14 protein-coding genes and 1 pseudogene are annotated in these 21,264 nt (G+C 68.2%); 8 read left to right on the top strand and 7 right to left on the bottom strand.

What is annotated here, in order from left to right; all coding sequences use genetic code 11:
- Positions 1-54 precede the first annotated feature (54 nt).
- From IPK85_05905 to IPK85_05880, 6 genes are all read left to right on the top strand, one after another.
- Positions 55-3,657 carry a response regulator gene (locus IPK85_05905; protein ID MBK8246917.1) on the top strand — a complete coding sequence of 1,201 codons (3,603 nt, stop codon included), beginning with the start codon at positions 55-57 and terminating at the stop codon, positions 3,655-3,657.
- 132 nt (positions 3,658-3,789) lie between these two features.
- Positions 3,790-4,743 (top strand): metalloregulator ArsR/SmtB family transcription factor, encoded by a 954-nt coding sequence (locus tag IPK85_05900; protein ID MBK8246916.1) that lies wholly within the window; start codon positions 3,790-3,792, stop codon positions 4,741-4,743.
- Between the two features lie 105 nt (positions 4,744-4,848).
- A complete protein-coding gene (locus tag IPK85_05895) occupies positions 4,849-6,288 on the top strand; it encodes an adenosylhomocysteinase (protein MBK8246915.1) in 1,440 nt (479 codons plus the stop codon).
- A gap of 111 nt (positions 6,289-6,399) precedes the next feature.
- Positions 6,400-8,079 carry a GMC family oxidoreductase gene (locus IPK85_05890; protein MBK8246914.1) on the top strand — a complete coding sequence of 560 codons (1,680 nt, stop codon included), beginning with the start codon at positions 6,400-6,402 and terminating at the stop codon, positions 8,077-8,079.
- Positions 8,080-8,093: 14 nt separating this feature from the next.
- Complete coding sequence (locus IPK85_05885; protein ID MBK8246913.1) at positions 8,094-8,675, top strand: gluconate 2-dehydrogenase subunit 3 family protein; 582 nt, start codon at positions 8,094-8,096, stop codon at positions 8,673-8,675.
- Positions 8,672-9,415 (top strand): 1-acyl-sn-glycerol-3-phosphate acyltransferase, encoded by a 744-nt coding sequence (locus IPK85_05880; GenBank protein MBK8246912.1) that lies wholly within the window; start codon positions 8,672-8,674, stop codon positions 9,413-9,415. Before IPK85_05885 ends, IPK85_05880 begins: the two co-directional genes overlap by 4 nt.
- 39 nt (positions 9,416-9,454) lie before the next feature.
- Here IPK85_05880 and IPK85_05875 read toward each other — a convergent pair whose 3' ends face one another.
- Complete coding sequence (locus tag IPK85_05875) at positions 9,455-9,796, bottom strand: hypothetical protein (GenBank protein MBK8246911.1); 342 nt, start codon at positions 9,794-9,796, stop codon at positions 9,455-9,457.
- Between the two features lie 120 nt (positions 9,797-9,916).
- On the opposite strand from IPK85_05875, the gene IPK85_05870 reads away from it, so the two are divergent.
- A complete protein-coding gene (locus IPK85_05870) occupies positions 9,917-11,950 on the top strand; it encodes a DUF2339 domain-containing protein (protein MBK8246910.1) in 2,034 nt (677 codons plus the stop codon).
- On the opposite strand, the gene IPK85_05865 is transcribed toward IPK85_05870, so the two are convergent.
- From IPK85_05865 to IPK85_05850, 4 genes are all read right to left on the bottom strand, one after another.
- A complete protein-coding gene (locus IPK85_05865) occupies positions 11,947-12,474 on the bottom strand; it encodes an ATP-binding protein (protein ID MBK8246909.1) in 528 nt (175 codons plus the stop codon). The genes IPK85_05870 and IPK85_05865 overlap by 4 nt on opposite strands.
- Positions 12,471-12,758, bottom strand: coding sequence for a helix-hairpin-helix domain-containing protein (locus tag IPK85_05860; protein ID MBK8246908.1), 288 nt, complete (start codon positions 12,756-12,758; stop codon positions 12,471-12,473). Before IPK85_05860 ends, IPK85_05865 begins: the two co-directional genes overlap by 4 nt.
- Entirely contained in the window at positions 12,755-13,327 is a 573-nt protein-coding gene (locus IPK85_05855) for a nicotinamide mononucleotide transporter (GenBank protein MBK8246907.1), read from the bottom strand. The genes IPK85_05860 and IPK85_05855 overlap by 4 nt, the downstream gene beginning before the upstream one ends.
- Positions 13,328-13,422: 95 nt before the next feature.
- Positions 13,423-14,571 (bottom strand): PQQ-dependent sugar dehydrogenase, encoded by a 1,149-nt coding sequence (locus tag IPK85_05850; protein MBK8246906.1) that lies wholly within the window; start codon positions 14,569-14,571, stop codon positions 13,423-13,425.
- Positions 14,572-14,625: 54 nt separating this feature from the next.
- Here IPK85_05850 and IPK85_05845 point away from each other — a divergent pair, with 54 nt between their 5' ends.
- Entirely contained in the window at positions 14,626-16,530 is a 1,905-nt protein-coding gene (locus tag IPK85_05845) for a DUF885 family protein (GenBank protein ID MBK8246905.1), read from the top strand.
- Here IPK85_05845 and IPK85_05840 read toward each other — a convergent pair.
- Both IPK85_05840 and cphA read right to left on the bottom strand, forming a co-directional pair.
- Positions 16,527-18,185, bottom strand: a complete 1,659-nt coding sequence (locus tag IPK85_05840; protein ID MBK8246904.1) for a Mur ligase — start codon at positions 18,183-18,185, stop codon at positions 16,527-16,529. The two genes, IPK85_05845 and IPK85_05840, sit on opposite strands and share 4 nt — an antisense overlap.
- 81 nt (positions 18,186-18,266) lie before the next feature.
- Positions 18,267-21,069 (bottom strand): annotated as a pseudogene (gene cphA / locus IPK85_05835) (cyanophycin synthetase).
- Positions 21,070-21,264 lie beyond the last annotated feature (195 nt).

Genomic DNA, 21,264 nt, shown 5'->3' with positions numbered 1-21,264 from the left:
GGAGAATCCTAAGGGACGTAACGTGTCGTCGGGACGATACTATTACAAGCGATCATGGTCTCCGTCGCCCGTCTCTTTCTCGTGGCGGTCACCACCTTCGGGGTGGTGCGCCCGGCACTGGCCCAGCCCGTGGCGACTGGGGCCTGGTTCCGGCGCGCCATCGAGCAGGACCAGGGTCTTCCGGAGACCCAGGTCAACGCGGTGGCCCAGACCCCGGATGGCTATCTCTGGTTAGGTACACGCCGTGGTGTCGTACGGTATGACGGCGTGAACTTCACCACCTTCGCCCCGGACCGATACCCGGCCCTCCCGGCCTTCTGGATCAACGGTCTTACGGTCGACCGTCGTGGACGCCTCTGGGTCGCGACGGACCGGGGGCTGGCCCTGCGTGAATCAAGTGGTGAGTTCCGCCGCATCGACAGCACGCAGGTCCCGCTGCGCAACACATGGAGGGTGCTGGAGGACGGAGACTCCTACCTCGTTGCGACGTCCACCGGCGTCTATCGTGGCGACGGCGAGCGCTTTCGTCGCATCACCGGACCGGAGTACGCCTACGCCTTGGCGCGCGATGCGGACGGGCGCATCTGGGTCGCGGGGCGCAACCTCCTGGCGCGTGTCGACGGCGACGTTGTCCAACGGGTGCCGATCAGCGGGTGGACGGATGATCCGGATGTGCTCGACATCCTGCCCGATGGTGCCCGGGGCCTGTGGGCCGCCACGCGGGCCGGCGTGGTGCAGCTCAGCCTCTCCGCCCAGGGGGCCAAGGTCACGCGCCGCATCGATGCGACGCGCGCTGGTATTCCCAGTGCCGTGTGGTCGTTAGGCGCCAGCCCGGACGGGCGTCTCTGGATCGGCTCGGCAAACCATGGCGTGTTGACCTGGGACGGACGCCGGCTCCGCCAGGAAGAACCCGGGTCGACCGAACAGGTCTGGGCCTTCCACCTCGACACCCGGGGGCGGATGTGGGCGGGAACGGGCGCCGGCCTCGAGCGCTACCAGCGCAGTGCGTTCACCACCTATGGGGACCTCCGCCCCACGCGATCCGCCTGGTCGATCCGCCCGGGGCCCGAGGGCGATCTCTGGACGGCCACCGCGTCCGGGGCCGTCTATCGGTTTCGCGATGGCGAACACCACGAGGTGCTGCCGCCATCTCCACGTCAGGTCTCACCGGCGACCTGGCCCGCGCCGGGAAACGGAGTCTACGTCACGCGCGAACTGCGGCGCGTCCTCCAGGTCTCCCGATCCGGGGTCACCGACCTGAGTGCGCGCTACCAACTCGCAGCCGGTGACATCGTCGGGATCTTTCGCGATTCGAAGGGGAGTATGTGGTTCTCCACCGACAGCGGGCTGTTCCGCTCGGATGGGGGGCCGGCGCGACGTGTGGACGCTGAACTCGGCCGATCAGGCGACACGAACCCGCGCGACATCCGGGAGGATGCGTCCGGTCGGCTCCTGATCGGACGACCTGGCCTCACCGTTATCGAAGGAGCGCGCCAGACCAGGTATGGCGCCCGCGAAGGGCTCACCGACGAGGAAGTCCTGGTCTTGTATCCGCAGGGCGAGAACGTCTGGATCGGTACCTCAGACTCGGGACTGTACGTACTCCGCAAGGATCGCGTGGTTGGATTGGGTCACCTGGACGCGCGCCTGCATCGCGAGATCCTTGGGATCGCCGAAGACACCACCGGTCACCTGTGGCTGAGTTCGAGTTTTGGGCTGACGCGCGTGTCGGTTCAGGAACTCGAGGCTGCCGTCGATGGACGCGGGGCACCCCTGCAGGTGCGAAGTTTCGACCGACGCGATGGGCTCCCCACCACGGAGTTCAACGGTGACTTCCAGGGCGCCATTCATCGGGACGCGAATGGGCACCTCTGGTTCCCCTCCTACCTCGGCGCCGTCCGCGTCGACCCGACGGCCGTGCACGCGGACACGATCCCGCCGCAAGTCCACGTCGAGCGCCTGCAGGTAAACGGTCGGCCGGTCGCGTGGGACCGCGCGCTGGCGCTGGATCCCGGCGTCGAGCGCATCGAACTCACCTTTGCGGTCACCGATGCCGTTGAGCCCAGCCGGGTGCGCGTGCAATACCGGATGGAAGGGATCAGCACCGCATGGATCGACGCGGGCACGCGGCGCACGCTGGCGTTTGGCCCCCTCCGCGGCGGTCGCTACGACCTGCAGGTCCGGGCCGCCAACGAAGAAGGGGGCTGGACGCCCCGGATGGCCACGCTGACCATCCACGTGGCGTCGACCTGGTACGAACGGCCATGGTTCCTCCCCGCCGTCGTCATGACGGGGGTCCTGATCACCCTGGCCGGCGCCCGTGCCCGGCAGCGTCGCCTGGTGCAGCGTGGGGTGATGCTGGAGAAGGAAGTGCGCGCGCGCACCGCGGACCTCGAGAACGCCAGGGCCACCCTGGAGCGCCGGGTGGAAGCGCGCACCGCCCAGCTTGCCGGGGAGCTGGCGGAACGCAAGCGACTGGAGAAGCAGTTGGTCGAAGCCCAAAAGCTCGAAAGCCTCGGCCGCCTGGCCGGCGGCGTCGCGCACGAAATCAACAACAGCATGACGGGTGTCCTCGGCTTCACCGAGTTAGCCGAACACGCGGCCCGGGGCCATCCGGCGTTGCTCGGAGACCTCGCCGAGATCCGGCGCGCCGGCGAACGAGTGGCTGGCATCACGCGCCAGCTCCTCGCCTTTGCCCGGCGCCAGGCCACCTCGCGCGCGGTGGTCGACCTCGGGCCGCTGGTGGAACGCATGGAACGCAGCATGCAGCAGCTGGTTGGGGAGTCGTGTTCCCTTGTGCTGGAGATTGCCCCAGGACTTCCGTGCGTGCGCGCCGACCTCTCACAGGTCGAGCAGGTGATCCTCAACCTCGTCATGAATGCCCGCGACGCCATGCCGGACGGTGGCGTGATCACCCTGCAGCTCAAGGCCGAGGAGGTCACGCAACCTCGCGCCGTCGGAAGTTCCGAGGTGCCGCCCGGGCCCTATCTCCACTTGACCGTGGCAGACCAGGGCGTCGGGATGCCGGAGGCCGTGTTGTCGCGCCTCTTCGAGCCCTTCTTCACGACGAAAGAGGTCGACAAGGGAACTGGCCTGGGGCTCGCCGTGTGCCATGGCATCATCACGCAACACGGCGGCGCGATCGCCGCCGCGTCGACCCTGGGTGAGGGGAGTCGGTTGCATGTCTGGCTGCCGGCCACGGCAGAGCGTCCGGCATCGACCAGCGACGGACCCCAGGTCGTGGACGGTGACGAGACCATCCTCCTCGTCGAGGACGAGGCCTCCGTTCGCGAGGTCGCACGGCGCGGGCTCCAACACCACGGCTACCGCGTGATCGAGGCAACCGACGGCGTCGAGGCACTCGCGCGCCTCGCCGCTGCCGGGGCGCGCGTTCACCTGGTCCTCACCGACGTCGTCATGCCGAACATGGATGGGCTGGCGCTGGCTCGGGCCATCCGAAAAGGTGGCCACGAGATGCCGATCGTCTTCATGTCCGGCTACATCGGCCACGAGCCCGAGGTGGAAGCCCAGTTGGCCGAGCTCGGGCCGACACTCACTAAGCCCTTCTCGCGAGAAGACCTGCTGCAAGGGGTCCGGCACGCACTCGACATGGAGCTGCTGGGACGCCCGACACCGGGACGATACCAGTCGCTGTAGGCCGTCGACCGCTCCCCGCCCCCGCGCACAGCGCCGCTGTAACAGGGTGATATCGCGCGCCCGTTCCCCTGGTCCCGCGCCTTGACTTGAGAACACGCACACAATACGCTTCCATCCGCATACACGGATGGAATGACGACCGCCGCCTTCTCCCACCTGTCTACACTGGCCGATCCCACCCGGGCGCGGCTGCTGCTGGCGTTGGACGGGCATGAGCTATCGGTGAGTGAACTCGTTGCAGCGCTGCAACTTCCGCAGTCAACGGTCTCGCGCCACCTGAAGCTCCTCGGCGACGACGGCTGGGTGACGAGCCGGGCGGACGGCACGTCCCGCTTCTATCGAAAGGTGAGCGACGCGGGAGCGTGGCCCGAGCAGCTCTGGGAAGTGGTCCGACGTGACATGGACACCTCGGCTGGGGCCGCCACCGACCTCGGTCGGGTGGCGGCTGTAGTCGCGGAACGGCGTCAGCGGTCGAAGGAGTTCTTCTCCTCCGAGGCCGGCCGCTGGCAGGACCATCGGGGCGAATTGTTCGGTCGGGGGACGGACCTCAACCTGCTGGCCGCCCTCGTCAATCCAGACGCTGACGTCGGCGACTTTGGTTGCGGGGACGGCAAGCTCACGGCCCTCCTCGCGGATCAGGTTCGGCGCGTGGTGGCGGTGGACGGCTCGCAGGAGATGCTTGCCGCAGCCAGGGAACGGGTCGGAGAACGCCCAAACGTTCAGTGGCGACTTTCGGACCTCGAGCGCCTGCCGGTCCGCGATGGGGAGCTCGACCTCGCCATCCTCTCCCTGGTGCTGCACTACCTCCCGGAGCCGGGGGTGGTCCTTGCCGAGGCGGCGCGGACCCTAAAACCGGGGGGCCGACTGGTCGTCATGGACATGGTTCCCCACGATCGGGAGGAATTGCGCCGGTCCATGGGGCATGCCTGGTCCGGATTCGAGGAGCGCCAGCTCCGTGAGTGGATGAGCGCGGCTGGACTGGAAGGGGTGCGTCATCGGCGCCTCGCGCCGGATCCCGAGGCGAAGGGGCCGGGACTGTTTGTCGCGCAGGGAACCAGAACCAGCACAAAGACGCAAGATCGGTGACCTCTCCATAGGCACCGACATGAATCGAGTGGCAGTCACGACACACCAACCAACGAGACCATCATGACTTCGACGGCACGACCGATCCTCGCAACGGATTCCCCCATGGACCGACCCGCCTTCAAGGTGAAGGACATCTCCCTCGCGGAGTGGGGGCGGAAGGAGATTCGCCTCGCCGAGGTGGAGATGCCCGGCCTGATGGCGCTGCGCGCGGAGTTCGGCGCAAAGCAGCCGCTCGCGGGGGCGAAGATCATGGGCTCGCTCCACATGACCATCCAGACCGCGGTCCTGATCGAGACCCTCGTGGAGCTCGGCGCCGACGTCCGCTGGGTGTCCTGCAACATCTTCTCGACCCAGGATCATGCGGCGTCCGCGGTGGTGGTGGGCCCGCACGGGACCGTCGACCATCCCACGGGTGTCCCGGTGTACGCGTGGAAGGGCGAGACCCTCGACGAGTACTGGTGGTGCACCGAGCAGGCCTTGATGTGGCCGGACGGCACGGGGCCGAACATGCTCCTCGACGACGGCGGCGATGCGACGCTGCTCATCCACAAGGGCGTGGAGTACGAGAAGGCGGGCGTGGTGCCGACCTTCAACCCAAAGACGGACAGCGAGGAGTGGGGGGTCATCCTGCAGCTGCTCCGTCACGAGCTGGAGAAGCACCCGGGTCGTTGGACGAAGGTGGCCGCCGCGATCAAGGGCGTGACCGAGGAAACCACCACCGGGGTGCACCGCCTCTACGAGATGATGAAGGCCGGCACGCTGCTCTTCCCGGCGATCAACGTCAACGACTCCGTCACCAAGTCCAAGTTCGACAACCTGTACGGCTGCCGCCACTCGTTGACGGATGGCATCCTGCGCGCCAGCGACGTGATGCTCGCCGGCAAGGTCGCCGTGATCTGCGGCTACGGGGATGTAGGCAAGGGATGCGCGCAGGCGCTGCGTGGGCAGGGCGCACGGGTGATCGTCACCGAGATCGACCCGATCTGCGCGCTCCAGGCCGCGATGGAAGGCTACCAGGTCACGACGCTCGACGAGGTCCTCGCGACGGCCGACATCTTCGTGACGGCGACCGGCAACATGAAGATCCTCACGGTCGACCACATGAAGCGCATGAAGGACAAGGCGATCGTCGGCAACATCGGCCACTTCGACAACGAGATCGACATGGCCGGGCTCAAGTCGGCGGGGATCACGCGCAACAACATCAAGCCGCAGTTCGACGAGTACATCTTCCCGGACGGCCACTCGGTGCTCGTCCTCGCTGAAGGCCGCCTCCTCAACCTCGGCTGCGCCACGGGGCACCCCAGCTTTGTGATGTCGTCGTCGTTCTCGAATCAGGTCATCGCGCAGATCGAGCTCTACGGCAACACGTCGCGGTACGAGAAGCAGGTGTACGTCCTGCCCAAGCACCTCGACGAGAAGGTCGCCCGCCTCCACCTCGCCAAGCTGGGCGTCAAGCTCACGAAGTTGACCGAAGAGCAGGCCTCGTACATCGGCGTTCCGGTCGACGGCCCGTACAAGCCGGATCACTACCGGTACTAGGTCGCGCCAGTCGGCGCAGCACCACGGGGCGGGCAAGAGGGCCAGAGTGGCCCCCTTGCCCGCTCGCTGCTTTGGGCCTTCCTTAGGCGTTCCGACAGCTCAGGAGGCACTGTGCAGTCCACCGAATTTGATGCCATCGTCGTTGGGTCCGGAATATCTGGTGGATGGGCCGCCAAGGAGCTGACCGAGCGGGGGCTGCGGGTCCTGCTACTCGAGCGCGGCAAGAATGTCGAGCACGTCAAGGACTATCCCAACGCCACGAAAGGGACGTGGGAGTACCCGCACCGCGGGGGCCGCACCCAGCAGATGGAGCAGGACTACCCGGTCCTCAAGCGGGATTACCCACTCAACGAGAAGAACCTCGACTGGTGGGCCAATGAGACGGAGAATCCGTACACCGAGGTCAAGCGATTCGACTGGTATCGCGGCTACCAGGTCGGGGGCCGCTCCCTGCTCTGGGGTCGCCAGAGCTACCGGCTGAGCGACTTTGACTTCACGGCCAACCAGCGCGATGGAATCGCGATCGACTGGCCGATTCGGTACGCCGAGCTCGCGCCATGGTATGACCATGTGGAACGGTTCGCCGGGATCGCCGGATCTCGTGAGGGGCTCGCCCAGCTCCCCGACGGCGAGTTCCAGCCGGCGATGCCCCTCAACTGCGCCGAGGAGAAGGTGGCGGAGCGCATTGCGAAGGGGTTTGGTGGCCGACGTCGGATCATCCCGGGCCGCACCGCGAACCTGACGCAAGCGCTGCCCGGTCGCACCGCGTGCCAGTACCGCAATGCCTGCTGGCTCGGTTGTCCGCACGGCGCGTACTTCAGCACACAGTCGTCCACCCTGCCGGCCGCGGTGGCCACGGGTCGCTTGACCCTCAAGGTCCACGCGATCGTGAGTGAAGTGCTCTACGACAAGGACCGAAAGCGTGCGACGGGCGTGCGCGTGATCGATGCCGCGACGAAGGCCACCACCGACTACACCGCGCGGCTGGTGTTCCTGTGTGCCTCCACACTCAATTCCACCTGGCTCCTCATGCGGTCGGCGACGGACGTGTGGCCGGGCGGGCTGGGGAGCAGCAGCGGAGAGTTGGGGCACAACCTCATGGACCATCACTTCCGGTGTGGTGCGCGCGGCGTGATCGAGGGGATGGAGGATTCGTACGTGTACGGCCGGCGCCCCACGGGCTTCTACATCCCGCGGTATCGCAACCTGTTTGGGGACCGGCGCGGCTATCTGCGCGGGTTTGGCTACCAGGGCAGCGCGAACCGGCGCGGCTGGGAACGCGCGGTCGCCGAGCTCGGGATCGGCGCCTCGTTCAAGACGGCGATGACGCAGCCGGGCGAGTGGTCGATTGGTGCGACCGGCTTTGGCGAGATGCTGCCGAACCACGCGAACCGGATCGCCCTGGACCCCAACAAGGTGGATGCTTGGGGAATGCCTGTGCTGTCGATCGACTGCGCCACCGGGGAAAACGAGCGCCTGATGCGCGTGGACATGATGAACGATATGGCCGAGATGCTCACGGCGGCCGGTGTGCGCGAGGTCGAGACCTTTGACAACGGTTACTGGCCGGCGATGGGGATCCACGAGATGGGCACCGCGCGCATGGGGCGTGACCCGAAGACCTCGGTGCTCAACGCCAGGAACCAGGTGTGGGATGCCCCGAACGTTTTCGTCACCGATGGCTCGTGCATGACCTCGGCAGCGTGCCAGAACCCATCCCTGACCTACATGGCCCTGACCGCGCGGGCCGCGGAACATGCGGTGGAGTCGCTCAATCGGAGGGAACTATGAGTAAGGACGTGGTGATGGAGCGCCGGGAGGCGATCCGGCGCGTAGCGGCCCTGCTGGGTGGCGCGGCCATGGTGGGCAGCAGCGGGCTCCTTGCCGCCTGCGGCAAGGAGCGACCTGCCGCCGGCGCGGTCGGCGCGTTCAGCGCGGATGATGTCGCGCTCCTGGATGAAGTCGCCGAGACCATCCTCCCGGCCACGGACACGCCGGGCGCCAAGGCGGCGCGGACGGGTGCGTTCATGGCCCTGATGGTCAGTGACACCTACAAGCTGGAAGACGCGGCCATTTTTCGGACGGGATTGGGAACACTGGACGCGGCCGTGCGCGCGGCCGGTGGCACGACCTTCGTGGCGGCGGAGCCATCACTCCGAACGAAGGTCTTGGAGGCGCTCGATGCCGAGCAGCATGCGTGGATGAAGGACAAGGCGACGGACGCGCCGACGCATTGGTTCCGCATGGTGAAGGAGCTGGCGCTCACCGGGTACTTCACCTCGGAAATCGGGATGACGCAGGCGCTCCGGTACGTGGAATCACCCGGACGCTTCGACCCGTGCGTCCCCTACACGCCGGGCGACCGGATCTGGGCTCCGCACGCATGATGGCTTCCGTACTCAATGCCTGGGCGTGGATCGAGACGGTGACGCTCGTGCTGCTGGGGACGCCGTTGATGTGCATCACCTTCTTCGTGACCGCGCCGTTTGATCGTGGCCGATATGTCGCCGGTCGGCTCTTTCGCCTGATTGGCGTTGCGTCCGTGAAGTTGAACCCGCTGTGGCATTTTGACACCTCGGGAACCTTCATTCGTGACCCGCGACGTCCCTACATCGCCGTGTCCAACCACGAGTCGTACGCCGACATCTTCCTCATCTCGCACCTGCCGTGGGAGATGAAGTGGTTGTCCAAGGAAACGATGTTCCGCATCCCATGTTTTGGCTGGATGATGCGCATGGCCGGCGACATCGCGGTGCGGCGCGGCGAGCGTACCAGCATCGTGGAGGCGATGGCGGCCGCGCGCGATCGGCTGGGTAAACGGGTGAGTGTGATGATCTTCCCGGAAGGAACCCGCTCACGTTCCGGGGAGATGCTCCCCTTCAAGGACGGGGCGTTCCGGCTCGCGGTGGAGACGGGGACGCCGATCCTGCCCATGGCCGTGGCCGGGACGCGCGACGCGATGGCGAAGGGGACCTTTCGGTTCCAGCGATCCCGCGCGATGGTCCGCGTGCTGGAGCCGATCGACGTGACCGGCTTGACGCTCGACGACGTGCCGTCCCTGAAAGAGCAAACACGCGCCGTGATCGATCGCGCGCGCCTGGAGCTGCGCGGCGAGCTGGCCGGCTGAGGGTGGGTCGCCCGTTCGTGGCGGACGACCCGGTGCGCGCTACTCCTCGACCTCTTCGACCTCCGGCTCCGCCGGCTTCTCGGTCTTGGCGGCGGCGTTCGCCGGCGGGCGGCCCTGGCCCCACGAGTGCGTGGTCGGAGTGGCGCGCTTCTCCAGGAGGGCGGCGTACCAGGCCACAATGCGCGGCCGAACGCTGGCCGGGGTGTCCCCGGGCTCGGCGCGGAACGGTGCGTAGCGCTGCCGGTCTGCCGCCGACGAAACGCTGAACCACCACCACGCGTCGGCCATGAACTTGTCCGGGCCTTCGCGCGTGCAGGTGTAGGTGATGCCGTTTTCCTCGAACTCAAACGAGGTCGGCGCCGGCACCTTGGACTTGGCCACGAAATGTCCTTGTAGGAGACTGTCCGAAAAGTAGTCGATCGGGGACCAGAATCATCGGGATGCGGGATTCCATTTCTTGCGCGGAACCTGTCACTTTGACACGACCCCCAACCCGCCGTCATGGCTGACACCCCCGATCCAAGGCTCGAGGCGCTCGAGGCGACTGCCCAGCGCCTGGAGGCGGAGCTTGCCGAGCTGAAGTCGTCGCTCCGTTCGATGCGGGGGGACGCACCGAGCCCGGTGCCGGCGATGTCGGCGGCGTCGGAGCCTCATGTCCCGCCTTCGGGTCAGGCACAGGGACCGGCCAAGACCTGGGAAGAGGTGATGGGGAGGCTCGGCACCGTGCCTCCAGCGGGGACCCCGCAACCGGCGACGGCGGCACCGATGCCGACAGTGGCTCGCCCACCGCAGCCCCGGGCAGAGCGTCGGGGGTTGGAGGAACTGGTGGGTCGGTACGGGACGATCGGGTTGGCGACGCTCACGATCCTCATGGGGGTCGGCGCGTTGCTCGGATGGGCGGTGCGCAACGGGTACATCGGGCCGACCGTCCGCGTGGTGCTTGGCCTCGTCGCCGCGGCGGTGCTCGCCGGGATCGGGTGGCGGGTGCGGCGCGGCGACAGCCCGCGGTACGGCAATGCCTTGCTCGCGCTGTCCCTGGCGGTGGTGCACGTGGTGGCCTGGGGGGCGGGACCACGTCTTCAGCTGATCGGGACCGGTTGGGTGCTTGGCCTGGCGGCGCTGGCCTCCACGGCGCTGGCGGGATTGGCGTGGCACGAGGACGACCAGGCGCTGTTCAACGTCGGGTTTGGGGGTGCGCTGCTCGCCCCGTTTGTGACGTCGTCGGGTGGCGGGAACGCCGTGATGCTCCTGACGTACGGCTTCATCGTGCTGATGGCCGGCATCGCGTCGTTGGGGCAGCGCTCATGGACGAAGGCGCCGTGGGTGGCGTCGGCCGCGATCGTGTGGTACGCCGCCGTGTCGGAGACGATGGTGGATGGGAGCATGCGCTGGGCGGTGGTGAACGCGCCGGGGGCGTTCTCGCTGGGACTGGGCGCCCTGTCGATCGTGCTGCTCGATGGGAGGAAGCGGGCTGCCGTGGTGTGGCCGGCGCTGCTCACCGCGCTGGTGGTGCTCGTCGCGGTGGCAGACAGTCCGGCGAACGACGACCCGCAACTGGTCTTTGCCGTGGGGCTGGCGCTCGCGGCGATGGCCGCCGGCGATCGTGATCGCCGTGGGGTGCGTGGGGCCGTCCTCGGCGCCCTGGTGCTGCCGCTTGGGGCGACGGCACTCGCGTTAGGCACCCTGGGGGACGTGACGAGCTGGATGGGCGCCCTGGTCGCCGTGGCGTTCGCCGGGCTGTCGGCGTGGGCCGCCTGGAAGGACCTCGGTGGTGAGCGCGGGACGTGGGCGTTCACGTCGACGATCCAACTGGGGCTGGCCATTCCCTTGGCGGCCGACGGTCAACAGCTGGTGCTGTGCTTCGGGATCGCGGTCTTCGGCGTGGCCAGTGCGCTCATGACGCAGCGCCTGCGAGAGCCAGGCATCGGCCTGGCCGGCGCCCTATGGATGGCGGCGGCCACCGCGGAGGCGTTCCAGATGCTGCAGGGGCGTGAGCGGTACGCGTACACCCCCTTCCTTACGCAGGCCTCGGTGGCGGCGGCGGCACTGAGTGCCGCTTGGGTGTTGCTGTCGTGGCACACCGCGCGTTCGGTGCGACCGGGGAGTGTGTTCGCGCAGGACCTGCCCCGCAGCGTGATCCGCGTCGCCGGTTGGGTCGTCGCGTTTTTCTGGGTGCGCCAGGAACTCGCGCGTGCCGTCTCGCCGGACGTGAGTGGGTTCCTGCTGGTGGCATGGTATGCCGTGAGCGGTGTGGGATCGATTTTCATTGGTCGGGCACGTGCGCTGCCGATGCTGCGCCAGGTTGGGCTGGGACTCTCCTTGTTTGCCGCTCTCACCTCATTGACCCAGGCGACGAGCCTGGCGATCGGGTGGCGGGTGGCGTCGTACCTGCTGACCGGGGCGTTCCTGCTTGGGGTGGCGTGGAGCTACCGGATCACGCGGCTGGTTTCCATGCCGGAACCGCTTGATCCCCTGCCGGAGCCGGCCGATCCCACGCCCCCAGCGCCTTCACCGGTCGATGGGGGCAGCCCCTAAGCTGATACTGCAGCCCGCCAGCCGCGCACCGACGCGATGGCGCGCTGAAGGCGCAACGGCCCTCGTCCGTCGACCGGGAGTACGCGCGCGCCCATCGCGCGCAGCTGCGCCCCAAACGCGGCATGCAATTCGGCTCGCGCGGTGGGCCGGTCACGCACGCCATCGGCCTCCCAGGGCAGGTCGGGCGCGCACAACAGGTAGAGGTCTGCGCGTCGCGCCGACGCCTCCTCGGTGATCCACGCCTCGCACGCGCCGTAGTAGTGACGCGCGTAGACGACCGTGCTCACGAGGTCGGTGTCCAGTACCACCAGGGCGGGGCGCGCGCGGTGGACCAGGGCGTCTTCCTGTGCCATGTGGCGGCTGGCGATGGTGCCCACATCGTCGGCGGTCAGGGGGCGCGCCACCGCTTCGGCCACGGCGCGGGAGGCCTCAGTGAGACTTGGCACCTTGAGCCAGGTGGCGAGTTGCCGCGCGAGCGTCGACTTGCCCGTGCACTCGGAGCCGGTCACCACGATGCGCTTCATGCGCGCCGGGCGAGGGTGCGCTTACGCTCCGCGGTGTAGTGCCACCAGGGGCGGGCCGGAGCGCCCTCCATGTAGCGCACTGCGCTAATGAGGACGTCGTACACGCAGGGATCGTGCACGATCCCCGTGCGCTCGCACAAGGCGTCGTAGAGGGCGTATGGGTCTCGCCCGATGAGCTGCGCCGGCGCGGTAATGCCGAGTTGATGGAAATCCTTCTCCGTGGCGGGCCCGACGTTGGGGATGTCCTGCAGACGGGCCACGGTGCGGTGTCGTGCCATGTTCAGGATGGTTGGGGAGCGCCGGGAGAATGCCACGACGCCCGCCAGCTGCGCCAGCCCAGGACCGCCAGGACGAGGAACACCGCGTACAACACCGCGGTCGTGACCATGCCGCGCGACAGGAACATTGGGACGTACACGAGGTCGAGGGCGATCCAGACGAGCCAGTTCTCCAGCACCTTGCGGGTCATGAGGAACTGCGCGCACAACGACGTCGTGGAGAGCAGCGCATCGAGCCAGGGGAGGGCGGCGTCGGTTGAACGATCCAGCCAGCTCGCGAGGCTCACCCACGCGACAAGGTTGAGCGCGAGCAGGGTGACCCCAAGCCGGGCGGAGAGTCGCGTCACGGGGAGCGGGGTGCGCTGCGCGCCACCAAAGCGCCACTCGTACCACCCGTACAGGGAAAGGACGAAGTACACCACCTGCAGCCCCATGTCGGCGTACAGGCGCTGGTCGCGAAAGACGATCGCGTACAATCCCACGTTCACCAGCGCCGTGGGCCAGCTGAGGAGCTTCTCCTTCGCGCTCAGGTAAACGGCGAGGACGCCGAAGGCGGCGGCGACATGTTCGATCATCTGTGGGCGCCGTGGATCAGTTCGCCCACACTTGCACCACGCGGAGTCCCGGCTGGTACCGAGACACGCCGTGGCGTGAAGGGTCCGCGTGCACCCTACTGCGGAGCGAGGCGGATGATCCGGTCATCCTGCGCCTGCGGACTTCCCCGGCCATCCTTGTTGCTCGTCGCCAGGTAAACGGCCCCGTCGGGGGCGACCAACACGTCGCGCAGTCGACCGAACTGGTCGGCATACAACTTTTCCATGGTGCCGACGCTGCGGCCGTCGGTGGAGAGTGGCGCGCGATACAACGTGCTCCCCTTGAGCGAGGTGAAGAGCAGCGACCCACGCCACAGGGGAATGCGCGCGTTGTCGTAGAAGTCGAGACCCGAGGGAGCGATGGTCGGGGTCCACTTGGCGAGTGGCTCGACGACGTTGTTGGCGGTGCAAAACGAGAGTTCGGCCTGGCCCGCATCGCCGTCACAGGCCCCGCGCACATCCGGCCAGCCGTAGTTGCGGCCCGCCTCGATCCGGTTGAGTTCGTCGTTGTCGCCCGGGCCGTGTTCCGTGGAGTACAACGTGCCACGCGCGAAGACGAGCCCCTGCGGATTGCGATGGCCCAGCGTGTAGACGCGACCGCCGAGCGTGTTCCCAGGCGCCGCCTGCCCGTCCAGGGTGAGGCGCAGGATCTTCCCTGCGAGCGAGGCGGCATTCTGCGGGAGCGCGGTATTGGCCGCGTCCCCAAAGCTCACGTACAGGAGCCGATCGGGCCCCACCACGATCCGTGATCCGTTGTGGACCGAGCTGCCCGGCACGTCCTCGAGGATCGGCGTCACCGCCCCGAGGGTGCCGTTGGTGATCGCCACCCGGAGGACGCGGTTGCGCACCGCATTTCCGGCGCTGTAGGTGTGCGCCACGTAGATGAACGGGGAGCCGCTCGCGTAGTCCGGGTGGAAGGCGAGCCCCATCAACCCCCCCTCGCCGACCTCGTTCACCGGCAGCGTCCCGACGCGGCTGATCGCACCGGTGGTCGGGTTCACGCGCGAGATCGTTCCGCCACGCTCGGTGACCCAGATCTGGTTGTCCGGCCCCCAGGCCAGCTCCCAGATGGTGTCAAAGCCACCAGCGACGGTGGCCACGTTGAGCGCCACGTCCCCCGGGCCCGGTGGCGTTGGCGTCGTCCCGGACTGGCCGGAGGTCCCGCAGCCGGTAAGAAGGGTCCAACAGGTCAGCAGGCCCAGCGGGCGGGCGAAGGAGGTAGACATGGGATCAATTTGGCTGATTTGCCATACAAGTCACGGTCGGTAGCTTGCCGCGCCGTGACCCCCACCACGAATGCCGTCGTGACTACCCGCCTGGCCCCCCGGAGTCCCCGTCGAGCGGGTGTTGCGGGAGTCCTGGTCACGTGGGTGGTGGTGGCGGCCATCGTCGTGTCCGGGACCGGCTGCCTGCAGCCGTACGTTGCCCCGCCGCCCACACCAGCTGACAGCGCCGAAGCGCGGGAGGACTTCTCCAAGGTCCTGACCACCTACTGGCGCGAGATGATCCCACGTCGGCCCCGCTTTGCGGCAGCGGTTGGCCAGCGGGTCGACGCGATCCTCTCCCCGACCCTGGCGACGAGCGACGATGAACGCACGCGCTTCGTGTCCCGCCGCCTGACCCAGGCGCTCGACCGGGTCGATGCGGACGCGCTCTCTCCACGTGAGTATGCATCGCTGCAAACGCTGCGATGGGAGCTCGACCTGCAGGCCGAGGGGGCGTCGATCGGGCTGCCCGACTTTTCCATGATCTCGTCGTCGGAGTCGTCGCTGCGCGAAGGGATCGAGATCCTGCTGGACCACCCGTTTACATCCGCCGGCGACCTCGACCGCTACCTCTTCCTCATCGACGGCGTCGCCCTGTGGATGTCGGATGCGACCGGGGTCCTGCAGACCTGGCGGGAGCAGGGGATCACGGCGAACCGCGAGGCGGTGGATGACTTCATCCGATGGCTGAAGGCGCTTCGCGGCCTGGTCACCAATGATGCGTTGCAGGTTACCCCGTCGCGCCTCGTGTCGATGGACACAGGGCTGGTGGTGGCCTTTCGGGTCCAGGAGAGCGAGGGGATTCGCGAACGGTTGATCCCGTCGCTGGACAGCCTGGTCACCTACCTCGGCAGCTACCGGCAGCACGCGACAGAGCGACCGGGGTTGTGGCAGTATCCCGGCGGCAAGGAGGCGTATCGCTACCTCCTCCGTCGACGGCTGGGGCTCGAGGTCGAGCCGGAGGAAGCACACCAGGCCGCGCTGAGCCAGCTGCGACGCATCGACTCACTGCTGCGCGCCGTCCAACCGCGCCTGTCACGCACGGGCCCGCTTCGCCTGGACTCCCTGCGCGCGCTATCCGCCGTCGCTCCGCGCCAGCCTGCGGCGGTGGCCACCAGCGTCGCCGCACAGCTCAAGGCGGCTGCGGACACCCTGCGGACGCGGGTGCTGGGGATGCCCGACAGCTTGCCCACTGTCCGGGTCGCGACGCCGCTGGAGGCGCTGTTGTACCCCGAGGGAATCGTGCGACCGCCGGAGTTCCTCTACTCCGCGACCGAGCTGGTGGTCACGCCCTGGTGGGGGACAACCACGGCGCAGCTTGAAGGGCCGGGGCGTGCCTTCGCGTGGGGATGGCCGGGTCGCTCCCTGGCCGCTGCGGTCTCGTATTCGGGAGGAATCCTGAACCCGGTGGTCCTGCTGCACGCCTCGCGCACGACGACGGCGGGGTGGGCCGAGTATGCGTCGTCGATCGCCGGGGAACTGGGGTTCTATCGCGATCCGCTGGCCACCTGGGGTCAACTGATGCACGAGGGGCTGAACGCGGCCTGGCTGGTGGTGGACACCGGAATCCACTACTTCGGCTGGTCGCGCGCACAGGCGCTGTCCACGCTGCGGCCGTTCAGCACGGCCACCACCGCCGAACTGGACTCGATGTTCGTGGCGCGCGTGGTCCAGTCACCGGGCTCGGCGGGCGCCGCCGCCATGGGGGCGCGCGAGTTCGCCGCGATGCGGACGTGGATGCAGCGTCTCCTCGGCAAGGAGTTCAACGAGGCGCTGTGGCACCAGGAGTTGTTGACGGTCGGTCCGGTGCCGTTGCCCGTGCTGGCAGCGCACCTGGAGTGGTGGGGGTGGGATACGCAACAGCGTGCGGTGCAGCGCGCGGCCCTCGAGGAACAGGCGCGCAAGGCGCGGCGTCGTTAGGCGGCGGTGGTGGCGGCGGCGTCGACGAGGGCCAGGACCTCGTCGCCTGAGGCATGGGTCGCAATGATGACGACGTCGCCCGGTTCAGCGGCAGCGAGTGCGTCCCGCGAGGCGGTCACCTCGTCCGGGGTCAGGGACAGGCGCTCGTCCGGGGCTCCCGCCGCCCGCAACGCGTCCCACAGGCGCTCGGACACCTGACCGTAGGGCCGGCCGCGCAGGTACGACTCCATCTCCTTGAGGATGATGCGATCCGGTCGTGCCTCCCAGACGACCTGGGCCATCTCATCGAGGTCAGCATCGTTGCGATCGCCCGCCTGCCCCAGGGTGACGATCAGGCGTCCCGTGGTCCGCAGCTGCCGGGCGAGGTCGAGCATGGCGCGCCATCCGTCGGGGTTGTGCACGAAGTCCACGATGACGGTGGCCCCGCGCACCTGCCGTAGCTGCAGACGCCCGGGGTTGTCCATGGGCGATCCCCCAAATGTCCGCAACGTCTGCTCGATGGCCGCGAGCGGGGCGCCGAGTGCATGCGCGGCCAGGATGGCGGCGAGCGCATTGGCGGTGTTGTGCCGCGCCTTGCCGCCAAGCAGGATCGGGATGTCACCCACCGGCACCTGCAGCACGATGGCGCCGGCAGACACGAGGGCGAGGTGATCGCCGATCACTGTTGCCACCGCGGCGCCGGCGAGGGTCGCCTGGCGGATGACCGGGCTTTCGGCGTCGAGGGAGAACCACCAGGTGGGGCCGTCCAGTGCACGCGACAACGCGACGAGGGTGTCGTCGTCGGCGTTGAGGACGAGCGGGGCGCTAGGGCGCAGGGCGCGCCGGACGACCAGCTTCGCCTCGCCTAACGATGTCACGTCGTGAATGCCGTATTCCCCAAAATGGTCGGCGGCGATCCGCGTGACGACGGCGACATCGGCCACGTTCACGCCGAGTCCGCGCCGGAGCATCCCGCCCCGCGCCGTCTCGAGGACCGCCGCCTGCACGCGGGAATCCCACGCGACCCGTCGTGCGCCGGCCGGTCCTGACCAGTCTCCCTCCTCCACCTGCGTGTCGCCGATCCAGACGCCATCGGTGCAGGTGTGGCCGGTCACCCAACCGGCCGCTCGGCACATGGCCGCGATCAATCGCGTGGTCGTGGTCTTGCCGTTGGAGCCGGTGACGAGCGCGGTGGGCACGCCGTGCACGGTGCCCCAATCGACGTCAGTGGCGGTGGGGAGCGTGGTGAGTGGCCAGACGTGAGCCCCGGTCCCGACGCCAACCCCGGCCTGGTCGTCGTCGAAGCTGAAGGCCATCCCATGGTCGTGTGCGGCGTGGGCCAGGGAGGCGAAGGCGGGACGTCGTTCGTGCTGGATGTGCACGCGCAGGCGCGCGACGAGGTCGTCGTCTGGCAACGCCTCACCGAGCTCGACCAGGGCGAGGGCCTGTTCGGTGACCTCGGTGGCGGCGAGGAGGCCGTCGACCGGCGCGGTGACAAACAAGCCGAGGCCGCCGGGCCACTCGCGCGTCACGACCGACTCGCCATGCCATCCCAGCGCATCCAGCAGGCGTCGAGCGGTCACGGACCACCGTCGTGCCAGCTCCGCCGCGTGCGCCGATTCCACCGCGACCTCGAGTACCGCGCCGGGGAGGGCATGGTAGAGGTTCGGGCCCATGAGGCGGCGGGAATCGATGAGTGCGGAGAGCAAGCGGCTGCGTGGTGCTGGTTGATGGTGGCGGGGCGCGGGGCCGCGGGACTAGTCGTCGCTCTCTTTCGCCAACCGCACGCCACGCTCATCGCGCACCAGCGACACCTCCTCACCCAACGTAGCGGCACTTGCCCGGATCGCCGCATCATCACCGGCCACCGGGACCCGATGTGAACCGGTCACGTGCAGCGATTCCGTCGCGCCTTCGCTCCGGAAGTGCACGACCTGCTTCCACCCGCGCGCCAGGGCATCGGCGAAGAGCAGCAGGATGTCCCCGCGCTGCGCCATCTCCAGCCCGGCCTGCATCGCTTCCTGCTCGTCGGGGATTACCTGGACCCGGTTGGCGGGGACTCCGGCGGCGAGCATCGCATCGCGGATGCGGTGCGGTACGTCCATCTCGCCGCGGCCGCGGAGGTCGTCGTCGCGGCGGCAGATGTAATGATCAAAGTTCGCGCGCGCGGCGGCCTGACCGATCTCGTCCAGGTCCTCATCGCGCCGGTCGCCGGGACCGGCCACCACACAAATGCGCCGGCCCTTGCACTCGAGCCGTGCCACCAGCTGGCACACGGCGTCCACGGCGGCGGCATTGTGCCCGTAGTCCATGATGACCTTGAACGGGTGCTCATCGAACACATTGAGCCGACCGGGGGCCTGGTAAAACGTCGTGTGAAACGTCCGCAGCCCGTTGCGAATGTCCTCCAGCTTGAGCCCCATGCTGTAGGCCATCGCGGCGGCGAACATCGCGTTCTGCACGTTGAAGGTCGCCTTGCCTTCCATCGTCGCGGGGACGAGGTGCGTCCACAACAACGGGATGTGGGCCCCCTTGTCGTAGATCGTCATCATCTGCCCGTTGATCCCCCCCTCGAGCGCAATCGCCCGGCCACCGGCGCGGATATGCTCGCGCACCAGCTGGTGCTCCGGGTTGAGGGTCACGTAGCACAGGTTCTTCGCATCCGTGTACGCGGCCATCCGCAGGACGCGCGGATCATCTGCGTTGAGGACCACGGTGTCGCGCGCAACCTCGGCGATGATGCGCTTCACCTCAGCCAGGTCGTCCAGCGTGTTGACCCCACGCATCCCGAGGTGGTCGCTCTGCACGTTGAGGACCGCACCCACGTCCACATGTCGCACGCCGAGCCCGGCGCGCAGGAGGCCGCCGCGCGCGACTTCCAGCACCGCCACGTCGACCGAGGGGTCGGAGAGGACCATGCGCGCGGAGACGGGGCCCGTCATGTCGCCCGCCACGGTGCGCTGGCCGTTGATGTACACACCATCCGTGGAGGTCAGCCCCACCGTCTTGCCGCACATCTTGTGGATGTGGGCGAGCATGCGTGCCGTGGTGGTCTTGCCGTTGGTGCCGGTGACGGCGGCGATCGGGATCCAGCTCGGGCTGCCGGCCGGGAAGAGCATGTCGATCGTGCGACCCGCGACATCGCGCGGCTTGCCGTCGCTGGGGGCCATGTGCATGCGGTACCCGGGAGCCGCGTTGACTTCACAAATGGCGCCGCCGATGTCCTTGTACGACTGCGTGATGTCGGTGGTGAGGAAGTCCACGCCGCCGACGTCGAGGCCGATCGCCTTGATGGCCCGCACCGCCATCTCAACGTTGTCGGGATGGACGACGTCGGTCACGTCCGATGCGGTGCCGCCCGTGGAGAGGTTCGCGGTGAGGCGCAGGTAGACCTTCTCGCCCGCCGGCGGGACGGTGTCCTTGTTGTAGCCCTTCGTCTCCATGAGGCGATTGGCCTCGTGGTCGAGCTCGATGCGCGTGAGCACCTTCTCGTGGCCAATGCCGCGGCGTGGGTCCTGGTTCACGATGGCGACGAGTTGCTCGATCGTGTGCGCGCCGTCGCCCACCACGTGCCCGGGCTCGCGGCGTGACGCGGCCACCAGCTCACCGTTGATCACGAGCATGCGGTGGTCGGCGCCCGTGATGAAGCTCTCCACGAGGACCGAACGCGAGTGCTCCTTCGCCTTGTCGAACGCGACCCGTACACTGTCGTCGTCCATCAGGCGAATCGAGACGCCGCGGCCGTGATTGGCGTTGTAGGGCTTCACCACCACCGGGAAGCCGATGCGCCGTGCGGCCTGCACGGCCCCGTCCACGGACTGGACCAGGCGCTGCTGCGGCACGGGGAGTCCCAGCATCCCGAGGATCTTGTTGGTCTCTTCCTTGTCGCTCGCCAGCTCAACGGCGATGTGTGGCGTGCTGGAGGTGACGGTGGCCTGCAGGCGCTTCTGGTGGCGGCCGTAGCCGAGCTGGACGAGCGAGAACTGGTTGAGCCGCAGCCACGGGATGCCGCGCCGTTGCGCCTCGCGCACCAGCGACGCCGTCGATGGACCCAGCGCCCGTCGCTGCGCGTACCGGATGAACTCGTCGCGTGCTGTCTCCCATGACCAGTCGGCCGGATGGTCGCCCGGTCGCAACGCGCCGGCATCAACGAATGCAGCAGCGATAACGCGAGGTCCGCGGCCTCGTTCCCCACCTCGGCCTGCTCATACTCGAAGACCACGTCGTACACGCCCGGGCGCCCATCGATCTCGCGCGTCTTGCCGAAGGTGACGTCCTCGCCCGTCATGTTCTGCAGCTCAATGGCCACATGTTCCAGGACGTGGCCGAGCCAGGTGCCCTCGTCCTCGCGCATCCGGCGGATGAAGCCACCGGGGACGCCGTATGAACAGCCGTGCTCCGTGAGCCCCGGGAGTCGCTCGATCAGCGCATCAACGAAGGCGGGTCCCAGGCGCGCGGTGGGCCACTGTTCCAGTTCGCCCAGGTCGACTTCAGGCGGATGACCGGGAAGTGCGCGTAGACAGAGGGTCCGACGAAGACGCGGCGATCGAGGATGCGCATGGGGAGGGACGAGGAATCCGGGGAAACTGCCTCCAAACCCTCGCGGCGGAAGACGCCGGGCAGGGTGCGACCCCGCCGGCGCAGCTGAAATCCGCCCGACGGTCGACGGCGCAGGATCCCGCTCGTCGGGGCGCCGCCGTCGGTGCGAGCGGGCGCCCCCGCCGGCAGCAGACAATCTCTTCAGGCCCCACCCAC

This window comes from Gemmatimonadota bacterium (assembly GCA_016712265.1).
In the GTDB taxonomy this organism is placed as follows: Bacteria; Gemmatimonadota; Gemmatimonadetes; order Gemmatimonadales; family Gemmatimonadaceae; genus RBC101.
Note: the sequence above shows the minus strand (reverse complement) of the source record. Positions and strands in the feature narration are given on the sequence as shown.